Raw genomic sequence first — 20,467 nt, forward strand, 5'->3', positions numbered from 1 at the left:
GAGTTTTTTGTGAAAAAATGGATGGGTAAAAGTGCCCTCTGGTTATTAGGCAGCTTGATGTGCAGCTCTGCATTGGCCAGCGAGTTTAGTGCCAGCTTTAAAGGAACAGATATTCAGGAATTTATCAACATCGTTGGGCGTAACCTGCAGAAAACCATCATCGTGGATCCGGCGGTGCGTGGTCAGGTCAATGTTCGTAGCTATGATCTGCTCAATGACGAGCAGTACTACCAGTTTTTCCTCAATGTGCTCGAAGTCTATGGTTTCGCCGTGGTTGAGATGGATAACGGTGTGCTCAAGGTAGTCCGTGATAAGGATGCCAAGATTTCGGCCATTCCTGTTGTCGGTGACAACAGCAATATCACCGGTGATCAGGTTGTAACCCGCGTAATCGCAGTGCGCAATGTCTCGGTTCGTGAGTTGTCTCCGTTACTGCGCCAGCTAAACGACAACGCTGGTGCTGGTAACGTAGTGCACTACGACCCTGCCAACATCATTATGATCACCGGCCGTGCCGCTACCGTAAACCGCTTGGCAGAAATTATCGAGCGGGTTGACCGTGCTGGCGATAAAGAAATCGATGTGGTTGAGCTGCGCAATGCCTCGGCAGCAGAGATGGTTCGTATCGTTGAAGCGCTGAACAAGACTGCCGATGCTAAATCTACCCCAGAATTCTTGCAGCCTAAGCTAGTTGCCGATGACCGTACTAACTCGGTATTGCTATCTGGCGACCCGCAGGTGCGTGATCGTCTGCGCCGCTTGATCCGCCAGTTGGATGTTGAGATGGCCTCATCCGGTAACAACCGCGTGGTGTACCTGAAATATGCCAATGCCGAGGAGATGGTGGATGTCCTTAAAGGGGTTTCTGATAACCTGCAGGCAGAGAAGCAGGGTAATGCCAAGGCGACTGCGAACACTAACTCTCAGGTGATGATTTCGGCCCACGTTGATACCAACTCGCTGATCCTGACGGCGCCGCCAGATATCATGCGCGCACTGGAAAATATCATTGCCCAGCTGGATATCCGTCGAGCCCAGGTGCTTATCGAGGCCATGATTGTTGAACTAGCTGAGGGTGATGGCGTCAACTTCGGTGTCCAGTGGGGAACCACTGACGGCGGGGTGATCCAGTTCGGTAACTCCGGCGTCCCGATCTCCCAGTACGCAATCGGCTTGGAAGAAGCGCAAAGCTCAACCCGAACCGAAACATACCTCGATGCCAATGGTATCGAGCAGACCCGTACTATCGAGGAAGATGGTGATTTCAGCACTCTGGCTTCCGTGCTCGGGGGCGTAAACGGTGCTGCGTTGGGTATCGTGATGGGCGACTGGACCATGCTGGTCAATGCGGTTGCCTCGGATCGAAACTCCAATATCCTGTCATCGCCAAGTATTACCGTGATGGATAACGGTGAAGCCTCGTTTATCGTCGGTGAAGAGGTCCCTGTCGTAACCGGCTCGACCTCGAGTTCGAACAACGACAACCCATTCCAGACCGTTGAGCGTAAGGAAGTAGGTATCAAGCTCAACGTAACCCCGCAAATCAACGAAGGTGACTCGGTCCAGCTCAAAATCGAGCAGGAAGTCTCCAACGTACTGGGTGCCGATGGTGCGGTCGATGTTCGCTTCTCCAAGCGTCAGTTGACCACCAATGTTCTGATCCAGGACGGCCAAATGCTGGCACTAGGTGGCTTGATCCAGGAGCAGACCAACGAAAGTGAGCAGAAAATCCCGATTCTGGGTGATATCCCGGTACTGGGCCACTTGTTCAAGTCAACCAACACCACCACGGGTAAGACCAACCTGATGGTCTTCATAAAGCCGACCATTATCCGTGATGGGGTGACGGCAGATGGCATCACCCAGCGTAAGTACAATTACATTCGTGCCGAACAGTTGTATAAAGCTGATAAAGGGTTACGCCTGATGCCGGAAACAGAAATCCCGGTATTGCCGAAATACGGTGAAGATATTTCGTTGCCACCAGAGGTACGTGCCTTTGTCGCCCAGCTGGAGAACGATCAGTAATGCATGATGTAAGCCAGGAACAGGATAAGCAGCCGCTGTTCCGGCTGCCTTTCTCTTTTGCTAAGCGCCACCGGGTGGTGCTTGAGGCATTGGAACAAGATGTCGCCTTGTATTACAGCGGCCAGCTGTCAGGTGCGGTACTGGCGGAAATCCGCCGGGTCGCGGGGAGCAGTTTTGTCCCGCATGCACTGGAAGACAAGGCATTCGAGCTTAAGTTGACCGAAGCCTACCAGCGTGACTCGTCTGAAGCCCGTCAGTTGATGGAGGACTTGGGCTCGGATAGCGATGACTTTTTCTCGTTAGCCGAAGAGCTGCCGGAAACTGAAGACTTGCTTGAATCGGAAGACGATGCGCCGATCATCAAATTGATCAACGCCATGTTGGCCGAGGCCATCAAAGAGGCGGCATCGGATATTCATATCGAAACTTTCGAGAAAGTGCTGTCGATCCGTTTCCGGGTCGATGGTGTGTTGCGTGAGGTACTGCAGCCGAGCCGTAAACTGGCACCGCTGCTGGTCTCACGTATCAAGGTAATGGCAAGGCTGGATATAGCCGAGAAACGGGTACCGCAGGATGGCCGTATCTCGCTGCGTATCGGTGGTCGTGCGGTCGATGTGCGTGTATCGACCATGCCGTCTTCTCATGGCGAGAGGGTGGTATTGCGTCTTCTGGATAAGAACGCGACCCGCCTGGATCTCTACAGCCTCGGGATGACCGAAGCCAACCATGCCAGTTTCCGCCATATTATCGAGCGCCCGCACGGGATTATCCTGGTGACCGGCCCGACAGGTTCGGGTAAGTCGACCACCTTGTATGCCGGTCTGCAGGAACTCAACGGCAAGGAGCGTAATATCCTGACCGTTGAAGATCCGATTGAATTTGATATCGACGGTATTGGCCAGACCCAGGTCAACCCGAAGGTGGACATGACTTTCGCCCGTGGTCTGCGTGCTATCTTGCGTCAGGACCCGGATGTGGTGATGGTCGGTGAGATCCGTGACCTCGAAACGGCGTCGATTGCGGTACAGGCATCCCTGACCGGTCACATGGTGATGTCGACCCTGCACACCAATACCGCGGTCGGTGCCATCACGCGTTTGCGTGATATGGGCATCGAGCCCTTCCTGGTGTCCTCCTCCTTGCTTGGCGTATTGGCCCAGCGTCTGGTCCGTACCCTGTGCCCGACTTGCCGTGAACCGTATGAAGCGGATACTGAACAGAAGAAACTGTTTGGGGCTTCGGCAGAAGAGAGTCTGACTCTCTACCATGCCAAGGGCTGTGAAGCCTGTAACAACAAGGGCTATCGCGGTCGTACTGGTATTCATGAGCTGTTGCTGATTGATGATCAGGTGCAGGAGCTGATCCACGGTGAGGCTGGTGAAATGGCGATTGAAAAAGCCGTTCGAGCCCATACCCCAAGTATCCGTGATGATGGCTTGGCCAAGGTCAAGGCCGGTATCACTACCCTTGAGGAAGTGATGCGGGTGACCAAGGAGGGCTAACCGATGGCGGCGTTTGAATACAAAGCCCTGGATGCCAAAGGGCGCCAGAAAAAAGGGGTCCTCGAAGGGGACACCGCGCGGCAGATCCGCCAGCAGCTTCGTGATCAGGGGATGATCCCGGTCGAAGTGGTGCAAACCCACGAGCGTGAGAAGAAAAAAGCCAAAGGCGGCTTTCAGCTGCGCCGTGGGATCAGTACCACAGAGCTCTCTCTTATCACCCGACAGCTGGCGACGCTGGTTCAGGCATCGATGCCGCTTGAGGAATGCCTGAAAGCGGTAGCTGAGCAAAATGAAAAACCAAGGCTGAAGAACATGCTGCTGGCAGTACGCTCGCGGGTGGTGGAAGGCTATACCCTGTCGGATTCGATGGCTGAATATCCGCATATTTTCGATCAGCTGTTCCGGGCCATGGTGGCCGCCGGTGAGAAATCCGGTCACTTGGACACGGTATTGAACCGTTTGGCTGACTACACCGAGAATCGCCAGAAAATGCGCAGCAAGTTGATGCAGGCGATGATCTACCCGACCATGCTGACCATTATTGCGATAGCGGTAGTGGCCTTCTTGCTGGCGACGGTGGTACCGAAGATTGTCGACCAGTTCGTCCAGATGGGCCAGCAGTTACCGAATATCACTGAGGTCTTGCTCGCGGCCAGTGACTTTGTCCAGAACTGGGGGCTGGTGGTCCTGCTGGTAATTGCAGCCTTGTTCATGATCATCAAGATGGCGCTCAAGCGTCCTGATTTCCGGCTTAAATGGGACCGTTGGATTATGCGGTTGCCGGTGATCGGTAAAGTCGCTCGGGGCCTGAGTACCTCTCGTTTTGCCCGCACCCTGTCTATCTGTACGTCCAGTGCCATTCCCCTGTTGGAAGGGATGAAGGTCGCCTCGGATGTCATGACCAATACCTGGGTCAATCAGCAGATCCGGGAAGCGGCAGACAAAGTGCGTGAGGGCTCGAGCCTGCGGGTCTCACTCGAGCAAACCAAACTCTTTCCCCCTATGATGCTGCACATGATTGCCAGTGGCGAGCGCAGTGGCGAATTGGAGCAGATGCTTACCCGTGCAGCCGATAACCAGGACCGTGATTTTGAGTCCTTGGTCAATATGGCGCTGGGGATTTTTGAACCCCTATTGATCGTCGCGATGGCTGGCATCGTGATGTTTATTGTTATTGCTACCCTTATGCCGATCATTGCTTTGAACAATATGGTCGGAATGTAATTTTTGGAGGTTTTTTCAATGCAACGCAAACAACGCGGCTTTACGCTGCTGGAAGTTATGGTCGTAATCGTAATCCTTGGGGTGTTGGCCAGCTTGGTCGTACCTAACCTACTAGGTAACAAGGAAAAAGCTGACCAGCAGAAAGTCGTGACCGATATCAGTGCGCTGGAGCAGGCACTGGATATGTACAGGCTGGACAACAGCGTCTACCCAACCACAGATCAGGGCCTTGAAGCACTGGTCAGCAAGCCTTCTTCAAGCCCTGAGCCACGTAACTACCGTGATGGTGGCTACATCCGCCGTCTGCCTAATGACCCATGGGGTAACCCATACCAGTACGTGATGCCGGGTGAGCATGGTGCGGTTGATATCTTCAGCCTGGGTGCTGATGGCCAGGAAGGTGGTGAAGGTGTGAATACCGATATCGGTAACTGGAATATGCTGGACTTCTAAGCTGTGATGATGAGTAAGCGTGCAGCGGGTTTTACCCTGATTGAAATACTGTTGGTGCTGGTGCTGTTGGCAACCAGCGCCGTGGCAGTCATTGTTGCCTTGCCCGAGAGCAAGGAAGATAAAGTCAGGGAAGAAGCTGCGCGCTTCCACCACCTCGTCCAGTTGCTGGGCGAGGATGCCTTGCTCAATGGGTACGACTATGGTGTTCGGGTTGAGCGTAATCGGTACCAGTTTCTTCAGCTAACCAGTCAGGATTGGCAACCGCTGGAGTCTTCCAAGTTTTTCACCGAGGTGGAAATGCCGGAAGATGTCCGTTTGGTGGTCGAGATCGGCAGTTACTCCTGGCAGGACAAGGATCGCTTGTTCAAGCCGGGGTCACTGTTTAATGAAGACTTGTTTGCTGAGCAAACTGACAAAGACAAGATAAAACCACCTCAGGTGGTCGTGATGGCCAGTGGTGAGTACACCCCTTTTACCTTGGAGTTTGAAGTGACGGGTGAAAACCAGTTTTGGCGGGTACAAGCCGATGAGCTGGGGCAATTGTTCCTGTTACCACCGGGCGAGACCATTGCCAGTGTGCAGGAGAAGGCCCAACTATGAGGCATCTATCTTCTTCACCGAGGCGTATTAGGGGTCTGACCTTACTGGAAGTGTTGGTGGCATTGGCCGTGTTTGCGACAGCCGCATTGAGTGTGATGAAGGCGGTCAGCCAGCACCTAAATACCTTGGGTTACCTTGAGGAAAAGACCTTTGCAGCCATGGTTGCCGACAACGAAATGGCCAAGTTAAGGCTGTCGGGAGAGATCCCGACATCGGCCAAACGTGGCAAATCTGAGCTGGCTGGACGCGAGTGGTACTGGTCGATAACCAGCACCCAGACGGCAGATGGCTTTTTGCGTGCATTGGACGTCACGGTAACCACAGATGAAGCACGCAAGCAGTCGGTAGTAACGCTGAGAACTTATGTTGAGAATTAAAACGACTTCCGGCCAGCGAGTCCCTCGCCTGAATAGGACCAAGCAAGCGGGCTTTACCTTGCTGGAAGTGTTGGTCGCGATTGCGGTGTTTGCCATGCTGAGCCTGTCGGCTTATCAGGTGATGAACGGCGTGCAGCGCAGTGACGAACAATCTCGCGAGCACAGTGAGCGGCTCAAGGATATCCAGCGGGCGATGGTCATGATGGATAATGATTTCCGTCAGGTGGTGGCTCGTAGGGTCCGCAATCAGGGTGAGACGGTCAGCGACCGCATTTTCCAGAGCAGTGAGTATCTGCTGGACTCATCGAGCTATGGCATTTTGTTCACCCGTACCGGTTGGCAGAATCCGCAGCAGATGTTTCCGCGAGGCGAAAACGTCAAGGTGGGCTACCGGATTGTCGAGGAGCAGCTAGAGCGGGTTTGGTTCCGCTACCCTGACAGTGTGGTCGGTACCGAAGCCTTGATCAGGCCGATTTTGCCTGGGGTCAAGGAAATGTCGTTCCGCTTCTACAGTGAGAAAAAATGGCTGGAGACCTGGGATAAGCCAGCGGCCTTGCCGGAAGGTGTCATGATCAAACTGACGCTTGAAGACTACGGTGAAATTGAACGGGTCTACATGCTGCCAACTTCGGCATTGGAGGCGAGCAATGACACGTAAATGTGCTCCGCCTAAACAACAGCGAGGAGTAGCCTTGATTGTGGTGCTGTTGCTGCTGTCACTGATGACCTTGCTGGCAGTGCAGATGACCGAAAGGTTGCACCTCAATTTCTATCGGGTCGAAAACCAAATTCAGAACCAGCAGGCCTACTGGTATGCCCAGGGGATGGAAGAGTTGGCCAAGGTGGCGATCAAGCAGGGGATCGACGACAGCGACACGGTCAACTTGAGCCAAGCCTGGGCGACTCAGGGCCAGCGCTATCCACTCGATGGCGGCGAGGCTATCGGCGATATCATCGATCGCCAGGCGTGCTTTAACTTGAATGCTTTATCGGGCGTGCAGCCAACAACCGGAAGTAGCACCAAGCCTTATATCGTGACCGTTTTGCAGACTCTTATCGAAGAGACCGGTGTCGATAGCTACGATGCTGAGGTAGTGGCCGATTCGGTATGGGAATATGTCGATACCGACGAAAGAGTCAATGCCGCCTTTGGCGCGGGTGACAGTACCTATGAGGGTTTCCGTCCGCCTTATTTGCCGCCAAGAGATTGGATGGCTGATGCCAGTGAACTGCGGGCAGTCAACGGGGTTACGGCTGCGATTTTTGACAAGGTCCGTCATCAGGTATGTGCGATTCCATCTACCACATTAGCCATTAATGTCAATACGCTCTATGAGCACCAAGCGCCAATATTGGTGGCACTGTTTTCATCACGATTGTCATTGTCAGATGCCCAGAAACTGATTGCCGACCGGCCTTATGACGGTTGGGATAGTGTGGATGACTTCCTAGGGGTGTCTCAGCTAGGCAGTATTGATGCCACGATAAAAGATCAGGCCAAGGAGTTTTTGGCGATCAGCAGTGATTATTTTCAGATGGATACCGAGGTATTGGTCGATCGATCTAGGGTGAGGCTGGTGGCCTTGCTCAAACGAGATAGTGAAGACACGGTGACGGTTGTACGTCGCCGTTATGGAGGAATTAGTGAGCGAATTTCTGACAATCAGGCTAAGTAGCCGTGCTGACCAGCCGCTGCAATGGCTTGTCTGGTCGCCACAACAAAAAGAAGTTATCGCATCGGGTCAGCTGGATGCCATCAGCCAGCTCAACGAAATCGCGGACTATGCTAGCCAACGTATTGTGTACGCACTGGTACCGGCTGCTGATGTATTGATGACACAGGTTGCTATCCCTGCTGGAAGTAGTCGGCAGTTATCTGCAGTATTGCCATTCTTATTGGAAGAAGAGCTGGCTCAGGATGTCGATAATTTGCATGTTCACCTGCTACAGAAAAGCGGTGATATGGCGCAGGTGGCGGTGGTTGAACATCAAAAAGTCGCCTTGTGGTTGACGGCATTGGATGATGCCGGCATCGAAATCAAGGCGCTGATCCCGGACTGCCTGTGCCTACCGCTATTTGACAATGGCTTCACTGCCGCAGAGCTCGATGGCATGTGGCTGATCCGTCAATCGGAATCTCTGGGGGTCGGGGCGGATAGATCCTGGTTAGCACCTTGGCTGCAATCACAGATGGTCGCGGCAGCCGTGGATGAAGACGTTAGTGAAGCCACTGACGATCAGGAATCACCGGAAGATGATGAGCCGGCAAGTGATGAACTCGTGGTGCATTACTACACCCAGGCTCCTGAGGGAATGCCGGGCGTCTGGCAGGCGGAAACGCCAGAGCTGGTGATGCAGCTTCTTGCACAGGGAGCGGCAGACAGTAAGGTGAATTTGCTGTCGGGTCAGTACAAGCAACAGCCGGCATGGCGCAAATACCTGAAGCCTTGGCGCAAGGTGGCTATCGCTGCTGGGGTATTGTTGTCGGTGCTGGTCGCAGAGCATGTTATTTCCGTACAGGCGATGGAAGCGCAGGCACTAGCTTACAAGGCAGAAAGCGAGCGTATTTTCCGCCAGGTACTGCCTCAGTTCCAGCGTGTCCCGTCGCAGAGCTACCTCAGACGACAAATGGAAAGTGAGTTGTCCCGTTTGGGCGGTGGCGGCAGCACGGAAGGTATTTTGTATTGGCTGGCCGAGTTGCAGCCATCACTGGCGAAGGTTACGCAGTTGTCGGTGCAGAACTTCCGTTATGATCAGAATCGCAATGAAATGCGCTTTCAGGCGGTAGCCTCAGAGTTCCAGCATTTTGAACAGCTCAGAACCTTGTTAGATGAAGATTTTGACGTCGAGCTGGGTCAGTTGAACCGCGAGGGGAATCAGGTAACCGGTGCCATCGTGTTAAGGAGAAAATCATGAATGCGTGGTGGAAAGGCTTAAGCCAGCGCGAGCAGAGATTGGTGCTGGGCGGCGGCATTGCCTTGATTATCGCCGTATTGTATTGGGGGATATGGCAGCCACTGGCAACCAACGCCGAGAATGCCGAGCGCCGTTTGCAGACGGAACGACAGTTGCTGAGTTGGGTATCGACTAAAGCGGATGAAATCTTGTCATTGCGAGCGTCAACGGGTTCCACGGGCTCGGTCAGTGATAAAGGGCTGAATCAGGTGGTCAATGAAACCACTCGCCAGTTCAATATTGAATTGATCCGTATGCAACCGCGTAGTGAAGCCGTTCAGGTATGGGTGCAGCCATTACCGTTTAACACCTTGATTAACTGGCTGGCCTTTTTGCGTGATGAGCACGGTATTGATGCCCAGTTTTTGGATGTGTCGAAAGCCGATCGTACTGGTGTTGTTGAAGTTAACCGCTTGCAGTTAGGGCGGGGGTAAGCGTGAAATATAAGTTATTACTGGGTGCCTCGTTTGGCGTGGTGTTGGTAGGAAGCTTGGTGGCTCATATTCCCGCAAGCTGGGTATGGCAACAGGCTCCGACAATCCAAGGGTTGGATATCTCTGGCATCCGCGGCACCCCGTGGCAGGGAACAGCCAGCCAGATCCGCTGGCAGGGAAAGAACTTTGGCCGGGTGCAGTGGGATATGCAAATCCTCTCGTTGCTGACCGGAAAAGTGAAAATGGATATCCGTTTTGGTCAGGGCAGTGAAATGAACCTGCAAGGCCGCGGGTTGGTGGGTTATAGCGGCAATGGGCCATTTGCCGAGAACCTACTGGTTTCGATGCCAGCCAGTGAAGTCATCAAGTACTCTCCAACGGCGTTGCCGGTTGTCGTAAACGGAAACCTGGAGCTGACACTTCGCAACTACCAATTTGCAGCACCATATTGTGCCCAACTAGATGGCGCAATGGCGTGGACTGCCGCTCAAGTCTCTTCACCGCTTGGGTCATTAGAGCCTGGGCCGGTTATCGCTGACTTGACCTGTGACCAAGGTAAGTTGCTCGCCGATGTTGCCCAGTCTTCGGATGATGTGGCCAGTGAATGGCAGGCTTCCCTTGCACCAGGCAATACCTATTCGTTGTCGGGTTGGTTCAAACCAGGGGCACAGTTCCCGCCTCAGCTCGGCGAGCAACTCAAGTGGTTGGGTAATCCCGATCCTAAAGGACAGTACAAAATTTCGTACAACGGACGCCTATAATCGTAATACCCGACTTTGTTAGTCGGGTTAACGTTTTCCCCACAAACTACTTTATTTCCTTTGCGGCTTGCCATTAAATAGCAGTTATTGTCTTGGTTACCGCTTCAATGGCGGTAGCCCGCTTTCCCAGGAATAGGACATTACATGGCTGCGGAACACAACAAACCTGAAATCTTGGCAACAGAAGTCGTTGCCCAATCCCGACTGTTCAAGATTGAGTCGCTCGACTTACGCTTTTCCAATGGCGTCGAGCGCACCTATGAGCGGATGAAACCATCGGGGCGCCATGCGGTGTTGGTTGTGCCGGTGACCGAGCAGGGCGATCTGCTACTGATCCGAGAGTACTCTGCCGGGACCGAGCGCTATGAACTTGGCTTCCCCAAAGGGCTGATTGACCAAGGTGAATCGGCAGCCGAAGCGGCAAACCGTGAATTAAAGGAAGAAATCGGCTTTGGCGCCAAGGCGCTGCAACCGCTAAAGGAAGTCGTGCTGGCACCGTCGTATTTCTCGAGCAAAATGACCTTGTTCTTGGCGCAGGATCTCTACCCGGAACAACTCGATGGTGATGAGCCAGAGCCATTACAAATCGTGCGCTGGCCATTAAGCCAAGCGGAAGAGTTACTGCACCATATGGATTTTGCCGAAGCAAGAAGCATCACCGCCTTGTTCCTGGCCCTGAAGCAACTTGGAAATTAGGAGCGAATATGGACTTATCACACTTGTTACCACAAGTTATCGATATTGCCCGCTCTTCTGGGCAAGTGATTTTGGATATCTACCAACGCGGCCAGTTTGAAAAACAAGTAAAAAATGATAACACCCCAGTTACCAGCGCTGATTTGGCTGCGCACAAGTTGGTTGTCCAGCGTCTATCGGAATTAACGCCAGATATTCCGGTATTGTCGGAAGAAGATGCCGATGTGCCATTGACCGAACGTGCCAAGTGGCAGCGATACTGGCTGGTGGATCCGCTCGATGGTACCCAGGAGTTCATTGCGGGAAGCGGTGACTTCGCGACTATCATTGCCTTGGTCGATAACAATACGCCGACAATGGGCGTGGTTTATGCGCCGGTATCCGGTGTGGTGTATTACGCCTATAACGGTAAAGGCGCATGGAAAACGACGCCGGAAGGCGAGACGGTGCGTATTTCTACCCATAAACATGAACTGCCAACCCAGTCGATAGCTGTTGCGATCAGTCGTCGTCAGGACATTAGCGCCATTACCAACCGGCTGGATCCTGCCCTTAACTATGACTTGGTACCACTTGGTTCTGCTGCGCTTAAGTCTTGTTTGGTGGCTGAAGGGGCGGTGGATTGCTATCTACGCCTTGGACCGACAGGCGAGTGGGATACGGCTGCGACCCAGTGTATTGTTGAAGAAGCGGGAGGGCGTATCCTCAATACCCACCTGGCGCCTTTGTCCTACAATGAGCGCGATACACTGGAGAATCCTAATTTTATCACCTTGGGTGATGAGAGCTTGCCGTGGTCATCGATATTGACGCCGGATAATCGGTTGATGGAAATCAGCGAACAGTAAACAGAAAACAGAAAACAGAAAACGGAGCCAAAGTGGCTCCGTTTTTATTTGAGGCTGCTCTGCCAAGTGAAAGGTAACTAGAACAGTCGGTTTAGGCCATTTAACGCAGCGACCCGGAAGGCTTCGGCCATCGTCGGGTAGTTAAAGGTGGTATTGACGAAGTAGTTGATACTATTTCCTTCCCCTTTTTGCTCCATGATCGCCTGTCCGATATGGATGATCTCTGCAGCACGCTCACCGAAGCAATGGATCCCGAGGATCTCTCGGGTTTCACGATGGAAAAGGATCTTCAAACTGCCCACTTCTGTCCCCGCTATTTGGGCTCGGGCAAGGTGCTTGAATTGCGAACGACCCACCTCGTAGGGGACTTTTTCCGCTGTGAGCTCTTGTTCGGTTTTACCCACTGAGCTGATTTCCGGAATGGTGTAGATCCCGGTCGGGATATGGTCTATGAGCTGGCCTTCGGCGGCACCACTGGCAATGGCCTGCGCCACAAAACGGCCTTGGTCATAAGCGGCACTGGCAAGACTAGGGTAGCCAATCACATCACCGACGGCATAGATGTGCTCAACATCGGTGCAGTAGTTCTGGTTGACCTTGAGTTGGCCACGGGAGTCGGGTGCCAGGCCGACTTTGTCCAAGCTAAGCTTATCGGTATTACCGGTACGTCCGTTGGCATACAGTAGGCAGTCGGCACGCATCTTCTTGCCGGATTTAAGGTGCAGGATCACCCCGTCTTCGGTCCCTTCAATTTGGTCGTAGACTTCCCCGTTGCGGATCATCACCCCGCTGTTCCAGAAATGGTAGGACAGAGAATCGGAGATTTCGTTGTCGAGGAACTCCAGCAGGCGGTCCCGGGTATTGATCAAATCCACCTTGACCCCAAGACCACGGAATATCGAGGCATACTCACTGCCGATCACGCCAGCTCCATAGATGATGATATGGCGGGGATCATGTTTGAGCTGCAGAATCGAATCGCTGTCATAAACCCGGCTATGGCTAAAGTCGACATCACTTGGCTGGTAAGGACGCGATCCGGTGGCGATAACAAACTTGTCGGCACTGTAGTGCTCCCGGCTGCCATCGGGCTTTTTCACGACCACACTGTGGCTGCCGGTAAAGCTGGCTTCACCGAAAATAATTGAACATTGGTTGCGGTCATAAAAGCCCTGGCGCATCCGGGTCTGTTTGTTGACCACGTCTTGGGCATGGCCGAGGATTTGGCTGAAGGTGCTGTGCAGGGTGGAGTTATTCTTGCAGTAGAGCGGGTTCTGGTTATATTCGATGATCCGGCTGACAGCATGGCGCAGTGCTTTGGAAGGAATGGTTCCCCAGTGGGTACAACCGCCACCAACACTGTCTTCACGCTCAATGATTGCCACATTGAACCCGGCTTTGGTCAGCCCCATGGCCGCCCCTTCTCCACCTGGACCGCTGCCAATGATAATGGCATCAAAGTGTTGGGTTGAAGAGTGTTTGCTTTTCGTCATGCTTGGCCTTATTTATCATCCTTGCAACATTGCTACCGCGTTATTTTAACTTCTTCTAAAGCAAGGTAGAATGAGTGCGCTGCGATAGGGAGCGGACGATCACGTTGCTGCATTATTTTTGCCGAAAAAGTTGGAGGTAGGTGGAGGTTTTGTTTACCGCCAGCTGGTGGTGGAGTTTGTGAGCGACTAGAAAAACTAGTAAGAACGGCTTTGATTAAGCGCCAGTCAGGATTTACTATGTTTTGATGGCAGTGAAAAAGCGCGTATAGTGACTATCAATTTGACGCAAGATAACTCAAAGAGAAACAAAAACCCCATGGGAATCAGGGCTCAGCAGAAAGAAAAAACCCGCCGTTCACTGATTGATGCTGCCTTCAATCAATTAAGTGCTGAACGCAGCTTTTCTAATTTAAGCTTGCGGGAAGTGGCCAGAGAAGCAGGCATTGCGCCGACCTCGTTTTACCGCCACTTTAAAGATATGGATGAGCTTGGTCTGACAATGGTTGATGAAGGTGGCTTGATCCTACGCCAGCTTATGCGCCAAGCCCGTCAGCGCATTGCCAAAGAAGGCAGTGTGATCCGGACATCGGTCGAAACTTTCATGGAGTTCATCGATAGCAGCCCGAATGTATTTCGTTTGCTGCTGCGTGAGCGTTCCGGTACTTCACCGGCATTTCGTGCCGCTGTAGCCCGAGAGATCCAGCACTTTGTCGCGGAACTAACGGAATACCTCGTGGCCAAAACAGGCGTGACCCATGAAGAAGCGTTTACCCAGGCAGAAGCCTCGGTGACTCTGGTTTTCAGTTCAGGCGCAGAGGCACTGGATTTGGACAATCAAGCCCGCGGTGAGCATGCAGAAAGATTGATTATGCAATTAAGAATGATTGCAAAAGGTGCTTATTGGTACCGTAAAGAGCGTGAGCGCAGAGAGCTCAGGCAAAAACTCTAACTTTATAATGTTGGTGAAAGGATATGAACAAGGAACAAACTAAAGCTGAACGCAAAACGCTGGTACTGTCATTGCTAGCGGGCCTGTGTGGTAGTGCGACACTGTCAGTATTTACTTCAAGCGCAGTGGCGTTTTCTATCTTCCCAGTGATTGCATTCGCATTGGCTCTGTACTGCCTGTACCAGGAGTACCTGAGTAAGCCAATGGCTGAAGGTACCCCTGCAATTGCATTTGCCTGTTTCCTCGTTGGTGCATTTGGCTACTCTGGTTTTGTCCGTGCCCAGGTACCGGATATGGGGTCGAACTACTTCCAGTTGATCGTATCGCTATGCTTGATTATCTGGGTGGCGTACAAGCTTGGTATCATGTCTCCAAAATCACAGTCTGAAGCTTAATTGCCCTAGACATAGACATAAAAAAAGGCGCTGGTTGGCGCCTTTTTTGTTTGTATTGCGTTACTTACGCTCGAGCAGTACCCCTGCTTCCATGTGGTGGGTATATGGGAACTGATCAAACAGAGCAAAGCGAGTAATACGGTGCGTTTCAGACAAAATCTCTAGGTTGTCTTTCAGCGTATCCGGGTTGCATGAAATATACATGATACGGTCATAGCCCTGAACCATACGGCAGGTACCTTCATCCATGCCGGCGCGTGGTGGATCAACGAAAATCGTGTTGCAGTTGTAGCTTTGCAGATCGATGTTCTGATCTTTTAGGCGGCGGAACTCACGGCGACCTTCCATTGCATCGGTAAAGTCCTCCGCAGACATGCGGATGATTTGTACATTGTCGATGTTGTTCACGGCAATGTTGTATTGTGCAGAGTCTACCGATGGTTTGGCCAGCTCTGTTGCCAGGACTCGCTCGAAGTTCTGGGCAAGGGCCAGTGAGAAGTTACCGTTACCACAGTACAGCTCCAGGAGATCACCTTGGCTTTCCTGGGTGCAGTCAACTGCCCATTCCAGCATCTTCTGGGCAACTTCGCCATTTGGCTGGGTGAAGCTGTTTTCTACTTGCTTGTAAGTCAGCACGCGATCGTTTACTTGCAGCTTCTCGATCACGAATTCTTGGTCCAAGACAATTTTCTGCTTTCGTGCACGACCAATGAAGTTCAGGTTAAAGCCTTCGTCATTCAGACGCTGCTTCAGTGCTTTGGCTTCTTTTTCCCACTCGGCATCTAGCTGGCGGTGGTACAGCAGGGATACCAGAATCTCACCGCTGAGGGTAGACAAGAAGTCTACCTGGAACAGTTTGTGGCGCAGGGCTTTTACCGGTTTCAGTGCATCAACCAATAGCGGCATCAGGTCATTGATCAGACGGCTGGCTGCCGGGAACTGATCCACGCGGTACTTTTCGCGTGTCTCTTGGTTGAACATGATGTAGTAAAGATCTTCACCTTCATGCCATACGCGGAACTCAGCACGCATACGGTAGTGTTCGGCAGGAGAGGCAAACACCTCAAGCTCAGGTGTATCAAAATCGGCAAAGATATTTTGAATACGCGCTGCCTTTTCATCTAGCTGTGGTTGGTACTCAGCTGGATTGACTGTGGTGGTTGCCATAACGGTTGCCTCAAACTGCTCAAAATAAGAGCGCCAGATTTTATTGCATTGTTGACCGATGTCCAGTGTTGCGCCAGATAAAATAGTGAATACCTCTATATTTTGCCTCTGCGGCAATAACCACTAGACATTCGAATGTAGGATAATTAGCATGCAATTGCGCTGGTTAGCCTGCTTGCAGGCTGGGGAACACGGTGAAATTCCGTGACTGACGCGCAGCGGTGAAAGAGAACGAAAGCACATGGACGTTCAGTTCCGAACACTGCTTCTACAGTCTGCGCAATGCAGGTGCCTGAAGTGGGAAGTTGTTGCCTAGGCGGCCGTCCGGCCACGCTCTTAAGTCCGAAGACCGACCAGTGTATTGAGCCACCCAAGAGCTCAGTAATCAACGCGACTTAAGGTATCTAAATAATGAAAAAAACGCTTATAGCAGTGGCGTTGGCACAAGTGTGCCTACCGTCTATGGTCCATGCCAACACCTCAACCGAAGAAGTGATGGTAGTGACCGCCAACCGATTTGAGCAATCTGTCAAAAATGTCATTGCCCCTGTCTCTGTCGTCACCAAAGAAGACATTGATGCTATCCAGGCCAAGTCCTTGGCTGAGGTCTTGCGTCGTCTGCCGGGTGTGCAGGTTGTCTCCGGCGGTTATGGCCAGAACACGGAAGTGTATGTTCGCGGCACCACATCTCGCCATCTATTGGTGATGATTAATGGTGTGCGTATTGGTAGTGCTACGCTAGGTAGCGCTGACTTCAGCCAGATCCCATTGACCGGCATTGAAAGAATCGAGTTTATCCGTGGCTCAAGGGCGGCATTGTATGGCTCAGATGCGGTCGGTGGTGTGCTTAATATCATTACTGCCTATCAGCCGGGAGAGACACTGGCTGAGCTCAGTGCTGGAGCGGGTAGTGATGGCTACTATCAGTTGGGCGGCTCGGTTGCCGGAGCGATAGGCCAAAACAGCTGGGGTAAAATTGCACTTAAAGGTGAGCAGGCGGATGGTTTCTCTGCCCGTAAGGAGCCCTACGAGCAAGACGATGATGGTTTCAAGAACCGTAATGTCGTGGCAGAAATCGGCACTCAGTTAAATGACAACTGGAAGATAAGCCTTCAGGGTTATTACCATGATGGTGAAAGCGACTACGATGACGGGTACTTCGACTTTGTCACTGGTGATTTCATTTCAACCCCAAATGCACAAAGTGAATCTTCCCTATATAACGTAGCAGCTAAAGTAGGTTACACAGCTAATGACTTTATTAGTGAATTGACGATTGCTCAGAACCAGGATGAAGCCCGTAATTTCAGCGATATCAGTGCCGGTAGCAAGATTAAAACCAAGCGTGATGTGGTGAATTGGCAAAATCATTACCAATTCAATTCAGAGCTGGAGTTTGGTGGTGGTTTTGAGTGGTACCGCGATTCGGTATCCAACAGCACGACAGTCCTGTCCGAGGATGAACGTGACAATACAGCGCTGTACCTGACTTCTATTTACCGTAACGATATGGGCTTGCAGCTTGAAGGTAGTGTGAGGACAGACGATAACGATAGTTATGGACGCAATAACACTTGGCAGTTAGCTGCTGCCTATTCTTTCCTTTCTAACTATCAGATCTCTGCCAATGTGGGTACCGCTTTCAAAGCACCGACATTTAATGATCTTTACTGGCCAGACTCCGGTAACCCGGATCTAGAGCCAGAGGAGTCAACCAACTACGAAGTGTCATTATCGGGCTCACACCAATTGGTTGATTGGCGGGTGACGGCCTATCAGTCTGAGATTGATCAGCTAATTGCTTGGGCACCTATCGAGCCTGGCAGTGCGGTATGGAAACCGATGAATGTCGACGAAGCCGAGATCAAAGGGGTTGAGTTTACAGCAGGGTTTAATACCGGCCCGCTTTATCACGATATTAGTTATGATTACTTAGATGCAGTCGATAGCAGCACTAACAAGCAATTGATCCGCCGCTCTAAGCATAATGCCAAGTGGAATGTCTCTTATTTACTTGATCAATGGCAGTTCGATGTCAGTGCTTTGTACAAGGGTAAGAGTTACGAAGATGCGGCCAATACAAATAGCTTGGATGCATTTACCTTGGTGGATTTAGCCGCCAGTTATTACTGGAGTGATAACCTGATCCTACGCGGGCGCGTGGCAAACTTGTTTGATGAAGACTACGTAGCTAAGGAAACTTATAACGTCCAAGAGCGTAGCTATTACGCCACCGTTACCTACCAGTTCTAATCTCGCAAAAAGCCACCTGCTGGTGGCTTTTTTCTTGGAGCCATTTTGGGAGTCGTAGTGATGTATCCACTTAAAACCCATCCCCTTAAAACTATTGTCAGCTGGTCTTCCGGTAAAGACTCGACCCTTACCCTTATTCGACTCTTGGAAGATCCCCGGTATGAGGTAGTAGGTCTCTATACCACCTATGTGGAAAATGAAGTTCCGTTTCAGGCAACTCCTTTGGATGTTGTCCGTGCCCAGGCAGCGTTGACAGGTTTACCTTTGGTAGCAATACCCTTACCAGAGGTGTTCCCGCCAAATGATGTCTATCAATCACTGGTGATTGATGGTTTGAGAACTAGCGGGTTGGAGGTTGAGGCTGTCGCCTTCGGGGATATGTTTTGTAACGGTGTTGCTGACTACCGCCGTAGCTATATAGAGCCGGCCGGTTGGCAGTGTGTATTTCCTCTAATGGGACAAGACAGCCGTGCGTTGGCAGATGAAATACTCCAGCGCGGGATCAAAACCCTACTGACAACCATTGATACCCTTCAGCTAGATGGAGGCTTCTGTGGCCAGTGGTATAGCGAGGCTCTTCTTGGAGCGCTACCCAAAGGGGTGGATCCTTGCGGGGAGGACGGTGAATTCCATACCCTCGTTGTCGAGGCGCCATGTTTCGATGGCACATTGAAACTTAAATTAACCGAAATAGAAAAGCAGAGCCGTTTTCATTACCAGCGCTATTGTCTAACTTAAAAATATCGCCGTTGTTTTGGTGATGTCCACAATTCACAGTATGATGTTGCTCCTTGAGGGTGGTACGACAGAGAATAAGAGTGAAGCGGGTACTGATTTTTGATTCCGGAGTGGGTGGGTTGTCCGTATATCAGGAAATATATGCGCAACTGCCTAACGTTCAATATATCTATGCATTTGATGATGCAGCTTTTCCGTATGGCGAATTACCTGAGGATGAATTAATCGCGCGCACCCGTCATATTGTTTCACTGTTAGTCGAGCGTCACTCTATCGACTTAGTCGTTGTCGCTTGCAATACCGCAAGCACGATTGTGTTACCAACATTACGTGATGTATTAGCTATTCCGGTTGTTGGTGTCGTACCTGCTATTAAACCGGCTGCGATGCTTAGTGAGCGAAAAGTGATTGGTTTATTGGCAACACCGGCAACAGTACAGCGTGAATATACCGAGCTACTTATTAGTCAGTTTGCTAGCCATTGCGAAGTACTGAGAATAGGCTCTACACGGTTAGTTGAAATGGCCGAGCAAAAACTTCGCGGTCAGGCTATTTCGATTGCAGAGCTTGAAAAGATATTAAAGCCATGGCGCAACGTGGTTGACTGTATTGTCTTGGGGTGTACCCACTTTCCATTAATTAAAGATGAAATCACTTTAGCGCTGGATGGAGATGTCACGATTGTCGATTCAGGGCGTGCGATTGCCAATAGAGTGAAAGATCTGCTGGGAGATGTCACAACAAGCAGTGCTGAACCAAACCTGACATACAACAGTGCCGCTGGTATTAACACAGCGGCACTTGATAGTAGTTTGGCAGCAATGCAGCTAGAGCCTGTTAAGACTCTTCACTATCCCCGCCTTTAGGTTCATTGGCTTCACGGACTTTCAATGTGCGCTGGCCGTATTCCTTGTCATTTAATTGAGCAATAGCGTTATCAGCATCGTTGCTGCTCATTACAACAAAACCAAATCCTCGTCTCTTACCTGTTCGCTTATCTTTCATTAAGCGGACAGCAAAGACTTCACCATGTTCGGAAAATAGTTTCTTTACTTCACTTTCATTAGCCCGATATGGCAGGTTGCCAACATAGAGGGTTTTACTGGCTTGCGCGGTATTTGATTCTGCAGAAGAAGATTGGGTAGGAATAAGCGGCAGGATATAAGCAGTACAAATAGCACCAAGCGCGAAGGCTATTCCGGGATAGATGGGGAGAAAACTAAATACTAAGCCCCCAACAACGGCGATTGCGAGAACCGGCATAAGAGATTGTTTGGATAATTTCATAAGTTAACTACATCGTCATAAGAAAAAAGAAAGAAGGCGTTATTGGTTATTTTAACAACAAAGTCACATTGATATTACTTTCATTGACTTGGAATTGCTAGATTGTGAGTGTGACGGCCCTCTAATGTTGAAATTAGAGCCGTTTATCTCACATTAGTTGAAATAATCGGCAGGTGGAAATTTTTTTAAAGAAAACCCTTGTCAGGATGAATCAAGTCTCTATAATGCCGCCTCACTGACACGGAGCACGGCAACTTAAGCCGCTAACCAATCAGTATTGTTCTTTAACAATTTGACCATGCAATCT

21 protein-coding genes and 1 riboswitch are annotated in these 20,467 nt (G+C 51.2%); of the genes, 18 read left to right on the top strand and 3 right to left on the bottom strand.

Annotated features, from left to right (window positions below; translation table 11 throughout):
- The first annotated feature begins 9 nt into the window (after positions 1-9).
- The 13 genes from gspD to cysQ all read left to right on the top strand — a co-directional run bounded on the left by gspD (position 10) and on the right by cysQ (position 11,878).
- Positions 10-2,028, top strand: a complete 2,019-nt coding sequence (gspD, locus tag R2X38_RS25070; protein WP_411185960.1) for a type II secretion system secretin GspD — start codon at positions 10-12, stop codon at positions 2,026-2,028.
- Positions 2,028-3,530: a type II secretion system ATPase GspE gene (gene gspE, locus R2X38_RS25075; protein ID WP_317525075.1), complete on the top strand. Its 1,503-nt coding sequence runs from the start codon at positions 2,028-2,030 to the stop codon at positions 3,528-3,530. Before gspD ends, gspE begins: the two co-directional genes overlap by 1 nt.
- Before the next feature lie 3 nt (positions 3,531-3,533).
- Positions 3,534-4,754, top strand: a complete 1,221-nt coding sequence (gspF, locus tag R2X38_RS25080) for a type II secretion system inner membrane protein GspF (RefSeq protein ID WP_317525076.1) — start codon at positions 3,534-3,536, stop codon at positions 4,752-4,754.
- Between the two features lie 18 nt (positions 4,755-4,772).
- Positions 4,773-5,207, top strand: coding sequence for a type II secretion system major pseudopilin GspG (gene gspG / locus R2X38_RS25085; protein ID WP_317525077.1), 435 nt, complete (start codon positions 4,773-4,775; stop codon positions 5,205-5,207).
- Positions 5,208-5,216: 9 nt separating this feature from the next.
- Positions 5,217-5,807 carry a type II secretion system minor pseudopilin GspH gene (gene gspH, locus R2X38_RS25090; protein WP_317525078.1) on the top strand — a complete coding sequence of 197 codons (591 nt, stop codon included), beginning with the start codon at positions 5,217-5,219 and terminating at the stop codon, positions 5,805-5,807.
- Positions 5,804-6,184: a type II secretion system minor pseudopilin GspI gene (gene gspI, locus R2X38_RS25095; protein ID WP_317525080.1), complete on the top strand. Its 381-nt coding sequence runs from the start codon at positions 5,804-5,806 to the stop codon at positions 6,182-6,184. The genes gspH and gspI overlap by 4 nt, the downstream gene beginning before the upstream one ends.
- The gene (gene gspJ, locus R2X38_RS25100; RefSeq protein WP_317525081.1) at positions 6,171-6,842 is read left to right on the top strand and encodes a type II secretion system minor pseudopilin GspJ; all 672 of its coding nucleotides are present in this window, start codon (positions 6,171-6,173) and stop codon (positions 6,840-6,842) included. The genes gspI and gspJ overlap by 14 nt, the downstream gene beginning before the upstream one ends.
- A complete protein-coding gene (gspK, locus tag R2X38_RS25105; protein ID WP_317525083.1) occupies positions 6,832-7,860 on the top strand; it encodes a type II secretion system minor pseudopilin GspK in 1,029 nt (342 codons plus the stop codon). Before gspJ ends, gspK begins: the two co-directional genes overlap by 11 nt.
- Positions 7,829-9,100, top strand: coding sequence for a type II secretion system protein GspL (gene gspL / locus R2X38_RS25110; protein WP_317525084.1), 1,272 nt, complete (start codon positions 7,829-7,831; stop codon positions 9,098-9,100). Before gspK ends, gspL begins: the two co-directional genes overlap by 32 nt.
- A complete protein-coding gene (locus tag R2X38_RS25115) occupies positions 9,097-9,573 on the top strand; it encodes a type II secretion system protein M (RefSeq protein WP_317525085.1) in 477 nt (158 codons plus the stop codon). The genes gspL and R2X38_RS25115 overlap by 4 nt, the downstream gene beginning before the upstream one ends.
- Before the next feature lie 2 nt (positions 9,574-9,575).
- Complete coding sequence (locus tag R2X38_RS25120; protein ID WP_317525086.1) at positions 9,576-10,334, top strand: type II secretion system protein N; 759 nt, start codon at positions 9,576-9,578, stop codon at positions 10,332-10,334.
- A gap of 144 nt (positions 10,335-10,478) precedes the next feature.
- Entirely contained in the window at positions 10,479-11,030 is a 552-nt protein-coding gene (gene nudE, locus R2X38_RS25125; RefSeq protein ID WP_317525087.1) for an ADP compounds hydrolase NudE, read from the top strand.
- A gap of 8 nt (positions 11,031-11,038) precedes the next feature.
- A complete protein-coding gene (cysQ, locus tag R2X38_RS25130; protein WP_317525089.1) occupies positions 11,039-11,878 on the top strand; it encodes a 3'(2'),5'-bisphosphate nucleotidase CysQ in 840 nt (279 codons plus the stop codon).
- A 77-nt stretch (positions 11,879-11,955) separates the two neighbouring features.
- Here the strand turns inward: cysQ and sthA are convergent, their stop codons facing one another.
- On the bottom strand, positions 11,956-13,371 hold the full coding sequence (sthA, locus tag R2X38_RS25135) for a Si-specific NAD(P)(+) transhydrogenase (protein WP_317525090.1): 1,416 nt from the start codon (positions 13,369-13,371) through the stop codon (positions 11,956-11,958).
- A gap of 316 nt (positions 13,372-13,687) precedes the next feature.
- Here sthA and fabR point away from each other — a divergent pair, with 316 nt between their 5' ends.
- Positions 13,688-14,320 carry an HTH-type transcriptional repressor FabR gene (fabR, locus tag R2X38_RS25140; RefSeq protein ID WP_317525091.1) on the top strand — a complete coding sequence of 211 codons (633 nt, stop codon included), beginning with the start codon at positions 13,688-13,690 and terminating at the stop codon, positions 14,318-14,320.
- A gap of 23 nt (positions 14,321-14,343) precedes the next feature.
- Entirely contained in the window at positions 14,344-14,715 is a 372-nt protein-coding gene (locus R2X38_RS25145; RefSeq protein WP_317525092.1) for a YijD family membrane protein, read from the top strand.
- Positions 14,716-14,775: 60 nt separating this feature from the next.
- Here R2X38_RS25145 and trmA read toward each other — a convergent pair whose 3' ends face one another.
- The gene (gene trmA, locus R2X38_RS25150) at positions 14,776-15,882 is read right to left on the bottom strand and encodes a tRNA (uridine(54)-C5)-methyltransferase TrmA (protein WP_317525093.1); all 1,107 of its coding nucleotides are present in this window, start codon (positions 15,880-15,882) and stop codon (positions 14,776-14,778) included.
- Positions 15,883-16,028: 146 nt separating this feature from the next.
- A riboswitch (cobalamin riboswitch) is annotated at positions 16,029-16,255 on the top strand.
- 38 nt (positions 16,256-16,293) lie between these two features.
- Between trmA and R2X38_RS25155 the strand changes: the two genes are divergently transcribed.
- From R2X38_RS25155 to murI, 3 genes are all read left to right on the top strand, one after another.
- On the top strand, positions 16,294-18,135 hold the full coding sequence (locus R2X38_RS25155) for a TonB-dependent receptor domain-containing protein (protein WP_317525094.1): 1,842 nt from the start codon (positions 16,294-16,296) through the stop codon (positions 18,133-18,135).
- Between the two features lie 60 nt (positions 18,136-18,195).
- Entirely contained in the window at positions 18,196-18,873 is a 678-nt protein-coding gene (locus R2X38_RS25160; protein WP_317525098.1) for an ATPase, read from the top strand.
- Positions 18,874-18,953: 80 nt separating this feature from the next.
- Positions 18,954-19,739 (top strand): glutamate racemase, encoded by a 786-nt coding sequence (gene murI / locus R2X38_RS25165; protein WP_317525095.1) that lies wholly within the window; start codon positions 18,954-18,956, stop codon positions 19,737-19,739.
- Here murI and R2X38_RS25170 read toward each other — a convergent pair.
- A complete protein-coding gene (locus tag R2X38_RS25170) occupies positions 19,711-20,160 on the bottom strand; it encodes an RNA-binding protein (RefSeq protein ID WP_317525096.1) in 450 nt (149 codons plus the stop codon). The two genes, murI and R2X38_RS25170, sit on opposite strands and share 29 nt — an antisense overlap.
- Between the last annotated feature and the right edge of the window lie 307 nt (positions 20,161-20,467).

The sequence above is a fragment of the Photobacterium rosenbergii genome (genome assembly GCF_033022775.1).
Taxonomy (GTDB): domain Bacteria; phylum Pseudomonadota; class Gammaproteobacteria; order Enterobacterales; family Vibrionaceae; genus Photobacterium; species Photobacterium rosenbergii_A.